This is a genomic window from Owenweeksia hongkongensis DSM 17368, from assembly GCF_000236705.1.
GTDB classification, from domain to species: domain Bacteria; phylum Bacteroidota; class Bacteroidia; order Flavobacteriales; family Schleiferiaceae; genus Owenweeksia; species Owenweeksia hongkongensis.
On sequence record NC_016599.1, the window covers coordinates 817922 to 836885 of the forward strand.

General features: G+C 39.0%; 15 protein-coding genes. 13 read left to right on the forward strand and 2 right to left on the reverse strand.

From position 1 onward, the window contains the following. Positions 1–174 precede the first annotated feature (174 nt). On the forward strand, positions 175–1329 hold the full coding sequence (locus tag OWEHO_RS03770) for a glycosyltransferase (RefSeq protein ID WP_014201138.1): 1155 nt from the start codon (positions 175–177) through the stop codon (positions 1327–1329). A 281-nt stretch (positions 1330–1610) separates the two neighbouring features. Here OWEHO_RS03770 and OWEHO_RS03775 read toward each other — a convergent pair whose 3' ends face one another. Then, positions 1611–2198: an RNA polymerase sigma factor gene (locus tag OWEHO_RS03775; RefSeq protein ID WP_014201140.1), complete on the reverse strand. Its 588-nt coding sequence runs from the start codon at positions 2196–2198 to the stop codon at positions 1611–1613. 209 nt (positions 2199–2407) lie between these two features. Between OWEHO_RS03775 and uvrA the strand changes: the two genes are divergently transcribed. Continuing rightward, positions 2408–5221, forward strand: coding sequence for an excinuclease ABC subunit UvrA (gene uvrA, locus OWEHO_RS03780; protein ID WP_014201141.1), 2814 nt, complete (start codon positions 2408–2410; stop codon positions 5219–5221). Positions 5222–5257: 36 nt separating this feature from the next. Here uvrA and OWEHO_RS03785 read toward each other — a convergent pair whose 3' ends face one another. Next, positions 5258–5524, reverse strand: a complete 267-nt coding sequence (locus tag OWEHO_RS03785) for a DUF6095 family protein (protein ID WP_014201142.1) — start codon at positions 5522–5524, stop codon at positions 5258–5260. Between the two features lie 202 nt (positions 5525–5726). Between OWEHO_RS03785 and OWEHO_RS03790 the strand changes: the two genes are divergently transcribed. From OWEHO_RS03790 to OWEHO_RS03840, 11 genes are all read left to right on the forward strand, one after another. Beyond that, positions 5727–6566, forward strand: a complete 840-nt coding sequence (locus OWEHO_RS03790; RefSeq protein WP_014201143.1) for an OmpA/MotB family protein — start codon at positions 5727–5729, stop codon at positions 6564–6566. 112 nt (positions 6567–6678) lie between these two features. Further along, on the forward strand, positions 6679–7728 hold the full coding sequence (locus OWEHO_RS03795; protein WP_014201144.1) for a WG repeat-containing protein: 1050 nt from the start codon (positions 6679–6681) through the stop codon (positions 7726–7728). 320 nt (positions 7729–8048) lie between these two features. Then, entirely contained in the window at positions 8049–10382 is a 2334-nt protein-coding gene (locus OWEHO_RS03800; RefSeq protein WP_014201145.1) for an nSTAND3 domain-containing NTPase, read from the forward strand. A gap of 341 nt (positions 10383–10723) precedes the next feature. Further along, positions 10724–12040, forward strand: a complete 1317-nt coding sequence (locus OWEHO_RS03805; protein WP_014201146.1) for a gliding motility protein GldB-related protein — start codon at positions 10724–10726, stop codon at positions 12038–12040. A gap of 186 nt (positions 12041–12226) precedes the next feature. Then, entirely contained in the window at positions 12227–13255 is a 1029-nt protein-coding gene (locus OWEHO_RS03810) for an L-dopachrome tautomerase-related protein (protein WP_014201147.1), read from the forward strand. 28 nt (positions 13256–13283) lie between these two features. Continuing rightward, positions 13284–13793 (forward strand): lactoylglutathione lyase family protein, encoded by a 510-nt coding sequence (locus OWEHO_RS03815; RefSeq protein ID WP_014201148.1) that lies wholly within the window; start codon positions 13284–13286, stop codon positions 13791–13793. Between the two features lie 297 nt (positions 13794–14090). After that, positions 14091–15986 carry a transthyretin-like family gene (locus tag OWEHO_RS03820; protein ID WP_014201149.1) on the forward strand — a complete coding sequence of 632 codons (1896 nt, stop codon included), beginning with the start codon at positions 14091–14093 and terminating at the stop codon, positions 15984–15986. Between the two features lie 240 nt (positions 15987–16226). Next, positions 16227–16889 carry a hypothetical protein gene (locus OWEHO_RS03825; RefSeq protein WP_143764499.1) on the forward strand — a complete coding sequence of 221 codons (663 nt, stop codon included), beginning with the start codon at positions 16227–16229 and terminating at the stop codon, positions 16887–16889. A gap of 106 nt (positions 16890–16995) precedes the next feature. Next, on the forward strand, positions 16996–17487 hold the full coding sequence (locus tag OWEHO_RS03830; RefSeq protein ID WP_143764502.1) for a hypothetical protein: 492 nt from the start codon (positions 16996–16998) through the stop codon (positions 17485–17487). A gap of 211 nt (positions 17488–17698) precedes the next feature. Next, complete coding sequence (locus OWEHO_RS03835; protein WP_223252712.1) at positions 17699–18004, forward strand: hypothetical protein; 306 nt, start codon at positions 17699–17701, stop codon at positions 18002–18004. 78 nt (positions 18005–18082) lie between these two features. After that, positions 18083–18946, forward strand: coding sequence for an HAEPLYID family protein (locus tag OWEHO_RS03840; RefSeq protein ID WP_014201153.1), 864 nt, complete (start codon positions 18083–18085; stop codon positions 18944–18946). Positions 18947–18964: the final 18 nt, after the last annotated feature.

Genomic DNA, 18964 nt, shown 5'->3' on the forward strand with positions numbered 1-18964 from the left:
CATTTTAAGTTCTCGGCAAAGTTTAGCCCCAAATACTTTTATCAAAGTCACTCACCATCAATAACTTGTAGAAAAATAAATCATACAAATACCTGATATCCGGTATTTTCGTCCATTTAATCGATTTTATTTTCACAAGCCGTTTATGTTTATAACTTTGTGCAAAACTCGGAAATGAACGTTTTACACACCATATATCATGGTACCGTTGGGGGAGGTGAAACTCACCTACTTAACCTTATTGAGCATCTCAATGAGGCTGAGTTCAAATCCGTTGTTATAACATTCTCTGAAGGCTTACTTTCTGAAAAATTAAAAAGCCTAGGTATTAAATGTTATGTTGTCCCAGCTCACTCCAGACTTGATTTATCAGTCTGGCGCCAAGTGTCCAAAATTGCCCGGGCTGAAAACATTGATCTTATAAATGCTCATGGAACCAAAGCGTGCCTCAACTCATTTTGGACTTCCCGAAGATTAAATATCCCACTAGTTTATAGAATTCAAAACTGGGCTTTTCACCCACACCGTAAATGGCTCAAACGCAGTTTAGGTGTTGTAATGGAGCGACTGCTTGTACGCCAAGCCAATCTAAATATTTCTGTTTCTCTTAATAATGATAAAATTGGTAGGGAGCTTCTAAGTATCCCCAACTCGGTAATTATACCTAATGGCGTTGATACTATAAAATTTAATCACAGAACAAAAGGTTCAATAAACAGGAGGGATTTACAAATTCCAAGAAATAGAACCTTATATGGTTTTATTGCCCGCTTTTGCGACCAGAAAGACCCCCTTACTCTAGTAAAAGGTTTTAAGCAAGCCCTTAATGCGGACCGAAATCTTCACTTATTGATGGTAGGTGAAGGCGAACTCAAAAAAGAATGCCTTGATACCATAAAGGATTTAAAAATAGAATCACACGTAACCTACATTCCCTTTGTTGAAAATGTAGAGGAAATTCTAAGCATGCTGGATGTGTATTGTCTTCCTTCAAAATGGGAAGACTTGCCGATTGGCATTTTGGAGGCTATGGCCATGAAAAAAGTGGTAATTGCAACGCCAGTAGATGGAATTGTAGAAATCATTGCAAATGAAGTAAATGGTCTTTTAGTACCAACAGGTTGCGAAAATTCTTGGAAAGATGCTATTCTTAGATTGCATACCCACCCAGAGTTAAGAAAAGAATTCTCAGATCGTGCCAGGCTAATTGTAGAGGCCCATCATGATATTCAAAGTTCAGCTTTAAAAGTTGCACAGATGTACCGCAAGCTCAACCAAAACCATCACAACAGAAAAACATCAATTTTAGGTGAAGTTTCTTATCCTTGATTAAAGAATAATACCCCTTACCAAATAAGAAAGCCTCGAATTATTCGAGGCTTTCTTATTTTTTACTAGTTCTTGATCATATCTATTTCCATTCCACTGTTTAGTGTTTTTACTTCCAGTGCTTTTGAATAATCTAATATGAATCTAATGGTTTCTTTTCGGGGTTTTGTATGAGACCCGAGCTCATCTTTAAGTGTAGTTGAATTTCCCATAGGCTGTATTTTGTTCGATACATTTCAATAACGACAACAATTTACAGCTTATTGTCTACAACCGAAAAATTACTGCATCAAAAGCGATACATTGTTTTTCTCCATCAATTTTCTAAGGTTTATCAAAGCATATCTCATACGCCCCAAAGCAGTATTAATGCTCACTCCGGTTTGTTCAGAGATTTCCTTAAAACTTAAACCTGAGAAATGACGAAGCTTTAATACTTCCTTCTGATCTTCTGGAAGCTGATCGATTAACTTATGTAAATCGGCTTCAATCTGTTCCTTTATTAAACTAGACTCCACATTTAGGCTATTATCCTTGAGTACATCAAAAATATTGAACTCATCAGTTGGAGACATAGTTGGCATACGTTTTTCACGTCTGTAGTGATCAATGATCAAGTTGTGAGCGATACGCATAGTCCACTGAAGAAATTTTCCTTCTTCATTGTACTTTCCGCGCTTCAGGGTATTAATCACCTTTACAAAGGTGTCCTGAAAAATATCATTCGCTAAATCCTGATCCTGTATACGAACAAGGATGTAAGAAAATATTCGCTGTTGATTTTTTGAAATAAGTGCTTCTAGGGGAGCCTCATTGCCAGACAGGTAACTTCTGATAAGTTCGCTGTCGCCCATTTTTGAATAATCCATAATCTACCTGATTGGGTTAGTAAAAAAAAGTGTTTCAAGTCAAGTAGTTATGTATCTATATGCAATGAGATTTAATGAATATTATAAAAATGCTGTCCATAATTTGTGGACTATTTCCACATTGTACTTTTCAAATATAAAATTTTTTTATTCAAATATCCAAACGCAGATGAGTTTGGTAACTTTGCAAACTATTTTTAAAACGCTCCATGTCCAAAGAATCTTTAGATCAATTAGATCCACGAAAATTCATAATTATAAAGGGTGCCAAGGTGCACAACCTTAAAGGTGTGGATGTGGCCATCCCTCACAAAAAGCTTACTGTCATTACCGGTTTGAGTGGTTCGGGCAAATCCTCATTGGCCTTTGACACCCTATATGCTGAAGGCCAAAGAAGGTATGTGGAAAGCCTTTCTTCTTACGCTAGACAGTTTCTTGGAAGGTTGGATAAGCCTGAGGTAGAATATATAAAAGGAATTTCTCCGGCCGTTGCCATTGAGCAAAAGGTGATTTCCAGAAATCCGAGGTCTACCGTGGGTACCACTACCGAGATTTATGATTATCTGAAAGTGCTGTATGCACGAATTGGGAAAACTTTCTCTCCAATTTCCGGCAAGGAAGTAAAGCGCCATGAAGTGCGTGATGTTATCGACTTTGTTTCGTCATTACCCAATGATGACAAAATAATGGTGAAGTGTCCACTCCTACTTTTGGACAGAAAGCTTGAAGATCAGCTAGGAATACTGGAGCAACAAGGATATTCGCGTGTAGCGCTCAATGGCGAGGTAATGCGAATAGACGAAATGGAAGCCGCTAAGGTGAACCTTAAAAAGGATACCATAGAGATTGTAATTGATAGGCTTACCGCAAATATTGAGGATCAGGAAAATCAAAATCGATTAGCTGATTCTGTTCAAACGGCATTCTTTGAAGGTCACGGAACTTGCGTAATTGAAAATGTAAGTGATAATACAAACACGCCATTCTCTAATAAATTTGAAGAAGATGGGATCGAGTTTGAAGAACCTTCTACTCACCTATTTAGTTTCAACAATCCTTTTGGAGCCTGCCCTAAGTGTGAAGGGTTTGGCAGCATCATTGGCATTGATGAAGATTTGGTAATTCCTGATTCAAGCCTTTCATTGTATCAAGATGCGGTGGTAGCGTGGAAAGGCGAAAAGATGAGTGAGTGGAGAAATGACGTTATAAATGGAGCTTCAAAAATTGACTTCCCCATTCACAAACCCTACTTTGAGCTTAGCGAAAAACAAAAAGAACAGCTTTGGGAAGGAACTCCACACTTTAAAGGACTGAATGAGTTCTTCAAATATTTAGAATCTAAGAGCTACAAAATACAATACCGCGTTATGCTTTCTCGCTATCGCGGAAAAACCAAATGTGACGCATGTAAAGGCACTCGTTTGCGAAAGGAAACCAATTATGTAAAAGTAAATGACAAGGCTATTACAGAATTGGTAACACTACCAATCGACAGGTTGGCCGAGCATTTTGCGCAAGCTACTTTTAATGAATACGAGGCCAAAATTGCTGAAAGGCTAATCACCGAAATTACCAGCCGTATAAATTATTTACAAGAGGTTGGGCTTGGATACCTCACCCTAAATAGAGTTTCAAACTCCCTTTCTGGTGGAGAGTCGCAAAGGATAAACCTTGCTACAAGCCTGGGTAGCGCCTTGGTTGGCTCCACTTATATTTTGGATGAGCCAAGCATTGGGCTGCACCCAAGAGATACGGAACGACTAATTGGCGTTGTACAAAGATTGAGAGACCTTGGAAACACTGTAGTGGTGGTGGAGCATGATGAAGAAATGATGCTTGCTGCAGATCACCTCATTGACATTGGTCCAGCTGCCGGTAGCCATGGAGGAAACGTAATGTATTCCGGCCCTACTTCCGGAATTTCTGAAGTAAGCGAAAGTTTTACGGCTCAGTACCTCAGTGGTCAGGATCAGATTGATATTCCGCTGGAGCGAAAAAGCCCGCGCAAGTTTGTGGAGATAAAAGGCGCTCGTGAAAACAACCTTAAAAACATTGACGTAAACGTGCCCCTGCATTGCCTTACGGTAGTCACAGGCGTGAGTGGCTCGGGCAAGAGTACGCTTATTAGCAAAATCCTTTACCCTGCCCTTAAAAAGCGTTTGGGTGGATATGGCGACAAAACGGGTAAACATACCTCCATAGGTGGCGATTGGGATAAGATTACCGAAGTGGAATTTGTAGATCAAAACCCAATTGGAAAATCCAGCCGAAGCAACCCAGTGACCTACATCAAAGCTTACGATGATATTCGTGCTCTATACGCAAGTCAGCCTTTGGCAAAAGCCAGAAATTATAAGTCAGGCCACTTTTCCTTTAACATAGATGGCGGCCGATGTGATAAGTGCCAGGGCGAAGGGGAAATCACCATCGAAATGCAGTTTATGGCTGACGTTCACCTGAAGTGTGATGAATGCCATGGCCAGCGCTTTAAGCAAGAAATACTCGATGTAAAGTTTCAGGAGAAAACGATTTTTGATATTCTGGAACTTACGGTAGAGGAAGCGATTGAATTTTTTACCGAGCATGAGCAGGATAAAATTTCTCAAAAACTACAGCCTCTTTTGGATGTGGGATTGAGCTACGTAACCCTTGGCCAAAGCAGCTCCACACTGTCTGGTGGTGAAGCACAGCGTATTAAGCTGGCTACCTTTCTTGGTAAAGGCGCTAAGTCAAATCCGCACCTATTTATATTTGATGAGCCCACCACGGGACTGCATTTCCATGATATCAAAAAGTTGCTGAATTCATTTTATGCATTGATTCAAAACGGACACAGCATAGTGGTGATTGAACATCATCCTGATGTGATAAAATGTGCTGACTGGGTGATTGACCTTGGCCCGGAAGGTGGAGAAAATGGTGGAAACCTGGTGTATGAAGGAACTCCAGAAGGAATGACCGAGGCTAAAAATTCGTACACTGCTCCTTACATTTTGGAGAAGCTGGAAGCGAATAAAGTTTAGTAAAAACTGTACAAGAAATAAAATGAAAGAGAGTGCCTAAACTTTTGGGTTACTCTCTTTTTCTTTTGTAGCCGGCTCATCTTCACCATCAAAAAATGCAGAAAGAACCGTGCGCAAGCCTCGAATACAAAGGTATGCCGCAGTAAGCATCAGTAGTATGCTCACCCCTATCCAAATGTAGTTTCCCTGGCGGTAAGCCGGAATACCTAGCCACGTCATTAGTGCGGGGCCCATGAATATAAATGGAAATCCGAGGGCCAAAAAACGAACCCCTTCCATCAACTTGTCTTTGTTTGTTGCCATAAAGCAAAAGTAGGATTTTAGAGAAATTGACCTCGGCTATGGCTCGTTTTATAAAGCTTTTTAACTTAGCATTAAATTATTTTAATCTTTTTGCAAAGATTTTTGTTAAATCAGCCTAAATCACACAAAGTTGGCAGAAGATTTGATTGCGCCACTCTATTAACAAACCGTTTTTTAACACTTAAAAAAACAAATCACCATTATGAGGAAAATCATCCCATTGTCATTCGTGGCAATTCTATTGATGAGTTCATGCGTTTCTAAAAAGAAATATACCACCCTTCAGGATGAACAGAAGGAAACTGCTGATAAACTAAGTGCTGCCAAGTTGGAATTGGCCTCCTGCCTTTCCGATCGCGAATCTGCTAAAAAGGAGATTGAACACTTAAAATCTACCAACTACCAATTATTAAATAATGTAAGCAGCCTGGCTACGCTTTCGCAAAAAGGTGCTGAAAACCTTGAGCGCTCGCTAGAAAGTATTAAAGAGAAAGATATGCGTATCAACTCTTTGAACGAAGCTATCAGCAAGAAGGACTCTGTAACCCTGGCATTGGTAACCAGCCTAAAAGGTGTGTTGGGTAATATCAATGACGAGGATATCGAAATAAGTGTAGAGAAAGGCGTAGTGTACGTTTCACTGTCTGATAAACTTTTATTTAAGAGCGGAAGCTACTATGTAAGCAGTCGTGCAAAAGAAGTGCTTGGAAAAGTAGCCAAAGTGGTGAAAAACAAGCCGGACATGGATCTTATGGTGGAAGGACACACCGATAACGTTTCTATAAAAAATACTGTGCTTGAAGACAACTGGGACCTTAGTGTGAAGCGCGCCACAAGCATAGTGCGCATTTTACAAGACGACTTTGGTGTAGACCCTGCCCGTATGACTGCTGCCGGACGTAGTTATTATGTTCCTGTTTCTTCAAACGATTCGGCTGAGGGACGATCACTAAACAGAAGGACCCGCATCATCATTCTTCCAAAATTGGATCAATTTTATGGAATGATTGAAGAAGGTATGAAAGAAGCAGAAGCTAAATAATAAAGCATACTGACCAATTGAAAAGCTCGGATCACTCCGGGCTTTTTTTAGTTATGGATACTTCAGTTTTTTTCACAAAATTTGATGTCACAATCTTAAATTACACTTTAGTATGAAACCAAAATTATTGGCCACCCTTAGCCTAAGCCTTTTTACCACAGCATCTATGCTGGCCCAAACGTATGTAGTAATGGTAAAGCCGCAGGGCTCCAAAGAATGGGGATATATGAAAACTGACGGTTCGTATGCCATTGAGCCTAAGTACAGAAAATGCGCACCCTTTAGCGAAGAAAGTCTGGCCATTGCCCAAAATCCTAAAAACAAAGAGTATCAATTTGTAAACCTTAGCGGAGAACCTTTGGCCACCGAGGTAACTGATTTTGCCTTACAATCGTCTTTTGGCTTTGGCCTAAAAGGATTCAGTGATGGATTGGCCGGCATTGGAAAAGATAAAAAATGGGGATACATAGGTACTGATGGAAAAATTGCCATTCCGCTTAAGTATGACAATATCAGCCCATTTGATAATGGCCACGCTATAGTAGAGCTCAATGATAAGTACATGGTGATAGATACCAAGGGAAATGAAACACCTATAAATGCAAAAGCCAAAGTGGTAAAAGACATGAAAGAAGGCCTTGCCCCTTTTGCTACCGAAGAAAAAAAGGAAGGATTTATAAGCCCTTCCGGGGAAATACTTATTGAGCCTAAGTTTAGCCGAGTAGGATATTTTAATGGTGGCCTGGCTTGGGCCAGAAACGCTGAAGGCAAAATAGGATTTATCAATGTAGCTGGCGAATGGGTGATTCAGCCGCAGTTTGATGCTGTAAAGGATTTCCCGAAAGAAGGAAACCTTGCCCGAGTAAAGCTAAATGACAAGTGGACTTTTGTGAACCGTACCGGAGAAATAAAAGACCTTGGAGTAGCAGATGTTCAAGATTTTTCTGAAGGCCTGGCCTATGGCAAAACGGGCGAGAAAGTTGGTTTTTACAATGAAGCCGGTGAGTGGATTATTAAACCACAATTTGAAGCCGTGCGCGATTTTAAAAATGGCTATGCTGCGGCAAAGCAAAACGGTGCCTGGGGAGTAATTGACAAAACAGGAGTTTGGGTGGTACAACCCAAATTTGATGGAATAAAAGATGTGGAGAAAGTAAACTAAGCCTCCACCCTCTTTTTATAGAAAATAGAAAGCCTCGAAATTCTCGGGGCTTTTTAGTTTTACTCTACAAACCACGGCACCCACTAAAAACTTGCCTAGCTTTTACAGGACTTTTAGTAGTATTGTACTACCTGAAACTAACGGCTAAATCTTGGTAAACTTTCTTCACCCCCATTCTTTGAAAGAACCACGCTTACCACTTTAAAACCCCAGTTTTTTTCAAGGCTTTAAGAGAAATAATATATATGGGATATAATGTGAATTCCTGTTAGCCGCTAATTGTATGCTATTAAAATTAACATCATGATTTTCGATCTTTTATGAACGATTATGACTTTTCTACATTAAATGATAAGGAATTTGAGAGACTATCTCTTGACCTCCTCAATGCAGAATTTAGTCTCAGGCTGCAAGGGTTTAAGATTGGAAGAGACAAGGGTATTGATCTTCGGTACTCAACACCTGCTAACAATAATGCTATTGTAGTACAAGCTAAACATTATGTCGGTTCCGCCTATGCTCAATTAAAACACACCCTTAAAGAGAAAGAACTTAAAAAAGTCCGTAACCTCAAGCCTGAAAGATATATTGTTGTAACCTCCCTACCTCTGTCAGCACAGGAAAAAGATGAATTAAAGGAGATACTTAGCCCTTTTGTCCTTACCTCAAATGATATTATTGGCAAAGATGATTTGAATGCCTTTCTGAGGTCAAATGAGGAAATTGAAAAAACTCATTTCAAATTATGGTTTTCCAGTATCAAGATTTTGAAAACTATCTTTAATAATGCTATTGAGGGAAGAACAAAGCATCATCTTCAAAGTGTAAAAAATAAAATTCGTTTTTACGTTATCACCAAGAAATTAGATGATGCTAATAAAATCCTTAATGAAAAGAAGTTATTACTTATAACTGGTCAACCCGGTATTGGAAAAACGACATTAGCCGACATCTTGCTTTTCGATAGAGCAAAGAAGGGATTCAAAATTTATAAGGTCGAAAACATTAGGGAAGCTGAAGATGTTATTTCAGTTGACTCTGATGAGAAGCAACTATTCTATTTTGATGACTTCTTGGGTGCAAATTATTTTGAAATAATAAATGCAAATAAGACAGAAACACAGCTTACATCTTTTGTTGAACGAGTAAAAAATAGCCCAAATAAATATCTGATTCTAACTACCAGAACGGTTATTCTAAATCATGCGATTGAAAAATATGAGAAAATCAGCCATTCCAAAATGGCGAATAATCAATTTGAACTTAAACTAACAGATTATACCAGATTCGAAAAGGCTCTGATACTGTACAATCATTTATATTTTACTAATGTCAGTGAGGAATTATATAATAGCATACTAACTGACCAATTTTATAGAACGATTATTCGACATAAAAACTACACACCACGGATAATCGAATTCATTACGGATAAAACTAAAATAGAATCATTATCTCCAGAGCAATATCTCCAGTTCATTTTAAATAATCTCAACAACCCTTCTGAAATTTGGAGGTATTCGTTCAATAATCAAATTGAGTATCTAGATAAATGTCTGCTTTTAACCTTATTCACTTTTCCCCGCGAAATAGATGAGCCAACATTAATCAATGCTTTTGAAAGTCGGTTAGAATTTGAAAAAAACAGCCATAATCAGATTATTAACTCAGATCAGTTTAATTCATCAGTAAAGATTTTATTAAATGGTTTCATTTCCTCAACGATAATAAAGAGACCTAAAAAAATCAGGGAATACTCTTTCATTAACCCCTCTTTAGGAGATTTTCTTATTGGATACTGCCAGAATTCATTTCAAGAAAGAAAGAGTATCTTATCCAGTATAAAATATGCAGAACAGCTGCATCAGTTTTCTCCACAATGGCGGTTATTGCCTTTAGAAAAAGAACTTCAGCTAATTATTCGAGAAAAAATAGCAAAAGATGAGTTGGAATTTGTTAACAGCGACAAAAGCTATTTCACAAATAATGTAAGACTTGGTAACAAAATTGACATTTTATATAGATTTTGCTCTGGTACCAATATCGACAGTCTGCTGTCTGATTTCTTTTCATCAATAGATTTCGAAGAAGGTGTTGAAATGGTTGGTGAAAAATTAGAAGGTTTATTACTAAATCTTGGAGATTCGCCACTAACATATTCTTTTATTAAGGACAACTTCATCCGTATTATTGAAGCTTTAATGACTTCAATGACAGAGTTGGATAATGCCAAAGTCGTTCCTGAATTGTTTGAAAAATACGAACAGAATTATGAAGAATACTCAGAAACAGAAAAAGGGTTAGACAGACTTATTTCGCTAGTGACAAACGTATTGGTAAGCAAAGAGGAGGAACTGAAATATGATAAGAAGGATGAAGTGAAAGCTATGACTGAAGTTGAATCTATTTATGATGATGTCTACTCTATTGAATATGAATTAATGAGTGAACTACTTCCGAACTTAACCGAAGATCATGATTTTGAGATTGGGATAGACGAATCTTATTGGAAGGGACAAATAGAAGAAAATATTGACAATGACCTAAAGGCTGAACATGAGGCTGAAATGTATCAGGAACAGTACAAGGAAGCTGCATTTGAAAGTAGAAATGAAGAAAGTGCTATTGATGACTTATTCATTAAGCCAGAGTGAATTATAATGACAAATAAAAACAGCATACAACAATGTATCCCATGTAAAGCAGTCTTCCCAACCTTAGGTTAGATATTTAAGAATACTATTTAAATTTTTTCTATTCCATTTTGTGTTTTCATTTTTTAACTTTTAGAGTGTTGACAAAAACCTTCACCGCCCTCAGGTATTTCGAAGATGTTCATACTAATAAAAGCCCGTCACGGGCTTTTTCTTATTCTCCCCCGCTATTCTACAATCAGGATCTTCCAGTAATACAGCATTTAAACTCGCAAGGCAGAAAATGATTTGATAACTTCCCGCTGATTAAAATGCTACAACCAACCAAACCCCATTAAAAGATGAAAAACTGCCTGATTGCATTACTTTTTGTGCTAGCCTTCACCAGCTGTAAAAACCCTATGCCACCCAATAAAAATGTAATTACATCGGACATCACCAACTTCTGGGTGGCCTATGATAAAATTACTTCTACGCAGGATTCAGCCCTGCAATACCAATATCTGGACAGCCTGTATTTTAAGAAAGGGACAATAGGCTTAGAAGGAATAAGGCAGGCACGAAACTATACTCCTCAGGATTATATAAATGCTATAAATAATTACCCCAGGTTTTGGGAGTCAATCAGGGAAAATACTTTGCAGGCTAGCGATATAAGCGCTGAACTGCAAGGTGGTATAGAAAAGTTTAAACAGATATACCCTGATTTAAAACCGGCAAAAATCTATTTTACCATTGGCGCCTTCCGAACTGGTGGCACAACGATAGACAGCTTGGTACTTATTGGTTCAGAAATTTCGATGACGGATAGCAGCACCATAACGAGCGAGTTTCCCGAAAACTTATCGCATCTACAATCACATTTTGCTACCAACCCAAATAAGCACCTTGTATTTTTGAACGTACATGAATACGTGCATACGCAGCAAAACCCGAGAGTGTTTAATATTCTGTCTCTTACTTTGTATGAAGGTGTTGCGGAGTTTGTAGCCAGTAAGGCGCTTGGCGTATCCTCCCCTAACCCTCAAATTGCTTTTGGTAAAAAACATGCTGAGAGAATAAGAGAAGTGTATGAAACCGAAATGTTCTACAACAATAATTTATACAAGTGGCTGGATGGAAACGCACCAAACGAATTTGGCATGAGGGATTTGGGCTATTACGTGGGATATCAAATTTGCGAAAACTACTACCAGCAAGCCGATGATAAAGGCAGTGCCATAAAAACCATGATTGAACTGGACTATACCGATGAAGCTGCCGTAGAAGATTTCGTAGCCAAGTCCAACTACTTTTCTAAACCCCTTGATGTTCTTTATCAAAAGTTTGAGGAAAAACGCCCTACGGTTATTGCTATAAAACAGTTTGAAAACAACAGTAAAAGCGTAAGCCCTGACACCAAGGAAATCACGATAGAATTTTCTCGGGCGCTAACGGGCCATCATACCGGTGTAGATTTTGGTGATTTAGGTCAGGATGCTTTCCCAAAAGGAACTTTGGAAGGCAGGCGATGGTCTGACGACAATTTATCGTGGACAATTCCTGTAGCACTGGAACCGAACAAGCAGTACCAAATTCTAATCTCCAACAACTTTAGAACTGAAGAAAACATTCCTTTAAAACCCTATTTGATTGACTTTAAAACATCAAAAGAATAAGGTTGCAAAAACTTAGGCTAATCTGTTTTGTCAAGGTTGGCAGGTTTTCTCCTTTTCTCCCCCACTATTCTAAAAACATATTAGTCCATAGGCAAAGGCTTTCGATTGGCCTTTTTTAAGTAGCTAAGTTTGTGCTGTGATATAAAGCTGATTTCAGCAGCTCTTATTACCCAAAGCCAACAGACTATGAAACATATTATTATTCTATTAGCAGCAGCCTTTACTGTGGCTTGTAGCTCACCAAAAGCAGAAATCACACAAGTAGCGGCTATAAAAGGCCAGCAACTTACCGGCATAGCTGTAAGTAATACAGGAAGTATTTTTGTGAACTTTCCACGCTGGAGAAGTGGCGTAAAACAATCTGTAGCGCGGCTGAATGGTGATGGAGAATTCACCCCCTATCCCAACGCACAATGGAATAATTGGGAAATAGGAGAAGCCGCCAGCGATTCTGTTTTTATAGGCGTGCAATCTGTATTTGCTCACCAGAACAATCTCTACGTATTAGATACCCGCAATCCAAAGTTTCAAGGAGTACTGGATGCGCCACGTATTTTTGTGTTTGATCTTAACACAGATCAGCTTATTAAAACCTATGTATTGTCGCTCGGCAGTTATCACTCTAATTCCTATATCAATGATTTGAGGATAGACACTCAGCATAACAAAATGTACCTTACTGATTCTGAGCGAGGCGGTTTAGTAGTGGTAGATTTAAGTTCGGGCCAATCGTTTAGAGTTTTGGATGGCCATGCCTCTACCAGCGCAGAAACGGATTATCTTACTATAAATGGTAAAAAGTGGAGCAACACGGTAAACTCTGATGGAATTGCATTGGATGTTGAAAATGGTATTTTATATTATCACTCCCTTACAGGGTATAGTTTATATGCTGTGCCCACGGCCGTACTTTCTGGCGGCAATGCAGCTGAGATAGAAAATAATGTAAAATTGGTAGCCACCACCCCCGCTCCTGATGGGATGATTTTTGAGTCTGGGAATTTATACCTAGCAGACCTTGAGCATCACAAAATAATGCGCTACAACCCCGCTAGCAATAAACTGGAAGCTATAGCTGAAAGTGACCAAATTAAGTGGGCCGATAGCTTTAGTATTTACAAGGGTGAATTGTACTTTACCAATTCAAGGATCCACGAAGTAAGCGACAACATTGCTGCTATGGAATTCAGCGTCAATAAAATCAGTATTCAATAAAAACAAGAAGTTTATAAATACACTAACTATGAGTGATACACATTACCCAAAATCATTTTCACATATAGGAATCACCGTTCCGGATATTGAAGCGGCCACTAAGTTTTACTCTGAAATAATGGGTTGGTACATAATAATGGAACCTTCTAAAGTGAAGAAGGAAAGCGACACTGCTATTGGCCAAATGTGCATTGATGTCTTTGGTGACGATTGGGAAGAATTTGAAATTGCTCACATGTCCACTTCTGATGGTATTGGTATTGAGTTGTTTTCTTTTCCTCATGGCAAAAAGGAAGCTCCGGAGTTTAATCCTTTCAACACGGGCCTTTTCCATTTCTGTGTTCAGGATCCGGATATTGAAAATCTTACCAAGAAAATAGTAGAAGCCGGTGGCAAGCAGCGCATGCCTATCCGTGAGTATTACCCAGGCGAAAAGCCTTATAAAATGGTGTATGTAGAAGATCCTTTCGGAATTGTATTTGAAATATACACCCACAGCTATGAGCTAACGTATTCTTCTGGCGCCTATCAGAAGTAGGAATCAAGCCAATTTTATAAAATTAAGAATCTAGTGAAAAGAAAAGGTGCTTTGGAGCGGTTGAAGTAATCGATCTAAAAACTTATTTGTCAAATACATAATCAACCATGTGATCCTCTGTTCAATACAGAGAGGTCTATGTATTCAAACGAACCGTCAATCAATAACTAAAGACAATCGCTTCTAGGTCAAACCGTTTCAGCTTTTGTAAACTACTCATTTTGCCTCTGTTTAATAAGAGTGTCTCTCTAATTTTAAGCTTAGAATTTTCTCCTAACAAACTAAACTTTTAAAATTATGAGTTTTATTATTAGAGGCAATCTTTGTGGCTATATCTGCCGCGATTGCCGTGAATCACTCAGCAATGTCGTGGTTCGCATTTACGAACCTGGCGATAGCCAAAATCAGCCCGACATAGTGGCTGCAGATCCAAAGTACACCTTACAGGTACTTGACGAAAAAGAAGTGAATGCCAAGAAAAAGCAACTTCTTGCGGAAGGAAAAACCGATGAGTCGGGAAGCTTTGAAATTACCTTACCGAAAGGGTACAATGGTGGCCCTGTAGTAATTGATGTAAGCCTATCGAGAGTACCAGAGCAAACCAGTGATGTAAAGAAAACTGTACAGTTTAGCATCACTACTTTGCAGCCTGCATGGCGAGGAAACGACAACGACCATTATTTCACTTGGAGCTACTGTCTTTCTTACAGGTTCTGGTGTGCCATCCGTGCTTTGTTTGATGCATGGGTAATCTGTGGAACTGTTCGTTCTTGTGTAGACAACAAAACCCCTTTGGTAGGCGTAAAGGTTTCAGCTTTTGATGCAGACTGGCTAAGTGATGATTTGCTTGGAACAGCCACCACGGATGGAGGTGGGCACTTTAGGATTGACTATACCAGCAAGGATTTTAAGCAAACATTTCTATCTCCCATTATTAATGTAGAAACGCCCTTCTCCTCTACCTCTGGCCCTGACCTTTACTTTGTGGTAGAGTCAAGTGGAGGGACGGTGCTGTATGAAGAAACCCGACCTGATGGTCAAACTCCCGATAGGCGTGATGCCCCCAACTGCTTTTGCATAAACCTATGTGTTGACTTTGAGATACCTGGTCCGGATACAATTGTGAGTGCGTGGACAGGCATCGGCACTCAATTTACCATCCCTGTGGGTGTAGATCTAAATGATTTTGACACTGAAGGTTATGCCGGCTCTTTGCGATATGGGCTTACCGGTGCCATACGTGCCACAGGACAAGTAGCCATTAGCAGTACCAACAAAGCCATGCAGGGCAATCCTTATGAGTACCGCTTTTTGGTGAGCGATAGCGTAACTGGTGTAAATGGAGGCGTGCCGGTAAATGCAGCCAACTTCACCAAAATAGTAGGTGTGGATTCTGGACTATTTTCTTCCATCAAAATAGGACAGATGTGGTACAACGGTAGTCCTTTTAAAGTTGTTGATATTGAAGCCACCACTGCTGACCTGGACAGCGATGGTTGGCTGGATGCAAACCAAAGTGTGCTTCGCACTTTTACCGATGACCCCGGCCTAAACCCTGCTGACCTTACCGACCCAACAGAAAGTAGCAAATGGCACTGGGTAGACTTGGACGGAATGATGGGAATAAATACCTCCGTGCTTACGGATAATAACATGCCCAGTGTGGGACAAGCTGGCGATGCAGTACCCCCAGCGCAGCGTAAAGGCGTGGAGAAAATAGCCATACGCTTTGAACTTCGCGAAGTGATTGATAAGGCTGCCAACAATTTCAATTATCTCTCCGGCAGTGGGCAAACCTTAAATGCCATGGTGGTAAACAACACCGCTCCTACAGTGGAATTTGAAATTAAACAAAACAGCGGTGGAGCGGCTTGTGATGCCCTTAGCGGAAATATAGATGTGGCCTACACTGCCCACCACCCAGAGTTGGAAGATGTGCGCATAAACATTAGAAGTAATGACAGCGCCATAAACACAAACCTTGTAGGGCCAGGACTGCCGGTAAACAATAATACCAATGCAGGTCTAAACCATCGTAATGATGCCAGCCTGCCAATTACTCAGGCACCAAATAGTATAGCACTTAAAACCTGCTCATACATTGCCACCTTTAATGTAAAACGAAGATTGCATACAGGTGATGGTGGTATTGGCACCCATCAAATACAGAAGTCTTTCTACTACACCGCGTAGTTTTAATAAGTTTTCATTTATCGCAGCCTCTTCATTTATTTGAAGGGGCTGTTTTGTGTGGATACCTTCATTAAAAGCCACATAGACCAATTGTCTTTTTTTATAAATTTCCCAAGCTTTACTCCACTTCTCACATATTTTTATGTGTTTTGATTTGTTTAATTAAAAAATTACTTTAAAACCTCCAATTTGAACAACTCCATTTTCTTCGTTCTTGTCATAGCCCTTATTCTCGGTGTCATGATCTATAACTTCTTTTTCAGCAAAAAGGCCAGGATAAACCGAAAGTTGAAAAAGGCTCCATCACGCAAAATATCTGAATTTAAGGATGGCGAAGTTGCCAAAATTGTTGGAGAGGTATTTCCAATTGGTGAACTGCTTTTAGCTCCTTTATCCAAAAGAAAATGTTCTTACTATTATGTGCTTATAGAGCAAAAGAAGTCCAGTGGCAAAAATTCATATTGGCGTACCATTATTGAGAATGAGGTTTCGCATAAATTTTTGATAAAGGAAGGTGAGCATTATGCCTTAATCAATGACACACGTGTGATGAGCAATATTGTAATCGATAAGGAGTATTCTTCTGGCTTACTTAATGATGCTACAATGCAACTAGAGAGCTATTTGAAAAAGCATAATCATGAGAGCGAAAATTTCTTTGGCTTTAACAAACAGCTGCGATACAAAGAAGGCATTCTAGAAACCAATGAAAGAGTTTCGGTTTTGGGCCAAGGTCAATGGAAAAGCGCTGAAGAGCTTGAACTGCCTTTAGAATATGGAAACATACTTGTACTTACCGCAGCAGATGATGAGCATATTTACCTAAGTGATAACCCCGAAACCACACAAGTGAACACGGTAAAACCTACCCGAAACCGATATAATAAAAGGTATAGAAAGTAGCCCAACTAAAGGCACTATTGACAATACGCTGCAATATCCTTATATTCGTTTTCTGCTACGCAACATTATTTGTTGTACCACTTGAATAATGCCTTAAAATATGAACGTGAAAAATCTTCTTTTCTTCGCTATCATAGTTTCGCTTTTTGCCTGTAATAAGGAGGAAGACGAAAAGGCTACCATCAATTACTACATGACGTCCAATAAAAGCAGAACCTACGATCATGTAATGTTTCGCTTTGACTACACGAGGGTTATCTATAGTCATAATGACAGAGAAAGTGTTGTGGAACTTTTACCTCAAAACATAATTCTGGATTTAGATCGCCCATCAGAAATTTATCTGGGTTCCTCCCCTGCCGAGCCGGGCGAAATAAAAGGTTACAGTTTTCAAATTTCGGATGTGAAGGTGGTGAAAGATGGAGATACAATAGCTTTGGATCAACCCTACCAATATGACGACTATACCGAGTTTTCTCTCAATCCTGCAAAAGGAGACATCATGAATATCAATTTTGTGCTGGATGTAGATGGCTCCACCATTTTGGACACAATTACAGGCAACCACTGGATTAGCCCTAAAATCGCTGTAGAGTAATTCTTCCTTTCCAAATGGTTTGGTTTCGGTTTATATGTGTGATTTCTTAACTAAGCCTATTGAGATTAAGCTTTTATCTAAAAATCACCCACTCTCAATATTATAATCTCAAATCAGACGTTAGCTTTGCGAAGTGATTAATTCGATCCGAAATAGCGTCTACTTAAAAGTCATCTGGGGCTTTCTAGGCTTATTCTTGCTAAATATTAGCGTGGATAGTGTCGACCTTAATCCACAGCACATTTCAGAAGATTTAACCATCAATGATCAAGAAAGTATTATTGAAATTATAATAGAGAAACTTTTAGGTTTTGAAAATTTTGTTTCGGAGTACGATGATGTGGATTCTAATGAGACGGAAGGTAAAAATGGGCCTATAAATTTTGACACCCTACTAACCAATTCATTACATTCTTTTCGATCTTGCTTTATAGCCCATAAGTTGACCTTTGGTAATTACAGTCAAAGCATCACTACTGGATATTTTAAGCTACTCACCCCTCCTCCACAAGCCTGATTTGTTTGATAGCAATTTCTAGCGCCATTGTCTTTTTGACTCTTGGCACAAACTTTATTTATCTCAAAACAAATCATCATGAATATTCGAATATTAAAAGCATCAGCGCTTATGCTGATAGCTACCACGCATACTGTTGCCCAAAATCAAAATTCAATTAAAGACAGTCTTTTTATTAATGAAATAGAAGACTCTCAGGAACCTCCAAAAGTACTCCATGCCGAACCCTTGTACATCGACCTCATTCGTGACCTTGGAGCAAGAAAGGGCGAGAAGGAATGGAACCTTGGTTTGGGATTAACTGACAATTTAACCTTTGATTCATACGAAGCACTTGTAGAATACGAGTGGGCTCCCATTGATAGACTAGGCTTAGAAGTAGAGTTACCATTTACATTTTATAGCCCCTTGGGTGAACAATCAAAAGAGACTACGCCCAATAACAAGCTCAATAGCATTAAGCTTGCTACGCAGTGGTCATTTTTTGTAAGTGAAAAAATTGCAACCTCAATGGCCTTGGGTTATATAAATGAATTTGAACTTTCAGACTTTGGGAGTTTTGGAGATCCTTTAATCAAAGGAAATGTGTACAATCCATTTTTTGTGATTGCCAAACGATGGGGAAATAACATTCACTCATTGATATACACAGGGCCTATGATAGAACAGAATTTTGCCAGTTCAGATTTTCATTTTGCCTATGATATTAATACAAGCTTTCATTACATGATTACTGGTACTAGAAACTTTGTGGGTGTGGAGTTCAATAAAACTATCCACAACCATGATTTTGATATGACCATTCGTCCGCAGATGAGGCTTGGTATAACTCATAATATTATGATCGGTATAGTTGCCGGGATTCCTGTAAGCAGAGAAAATGAACGTTTTAGTTCTTTTCTACGACTTATTTGGGAGCCCAAAGAAAAGAAGCATCATTAGCGATTATACTAAAACAAG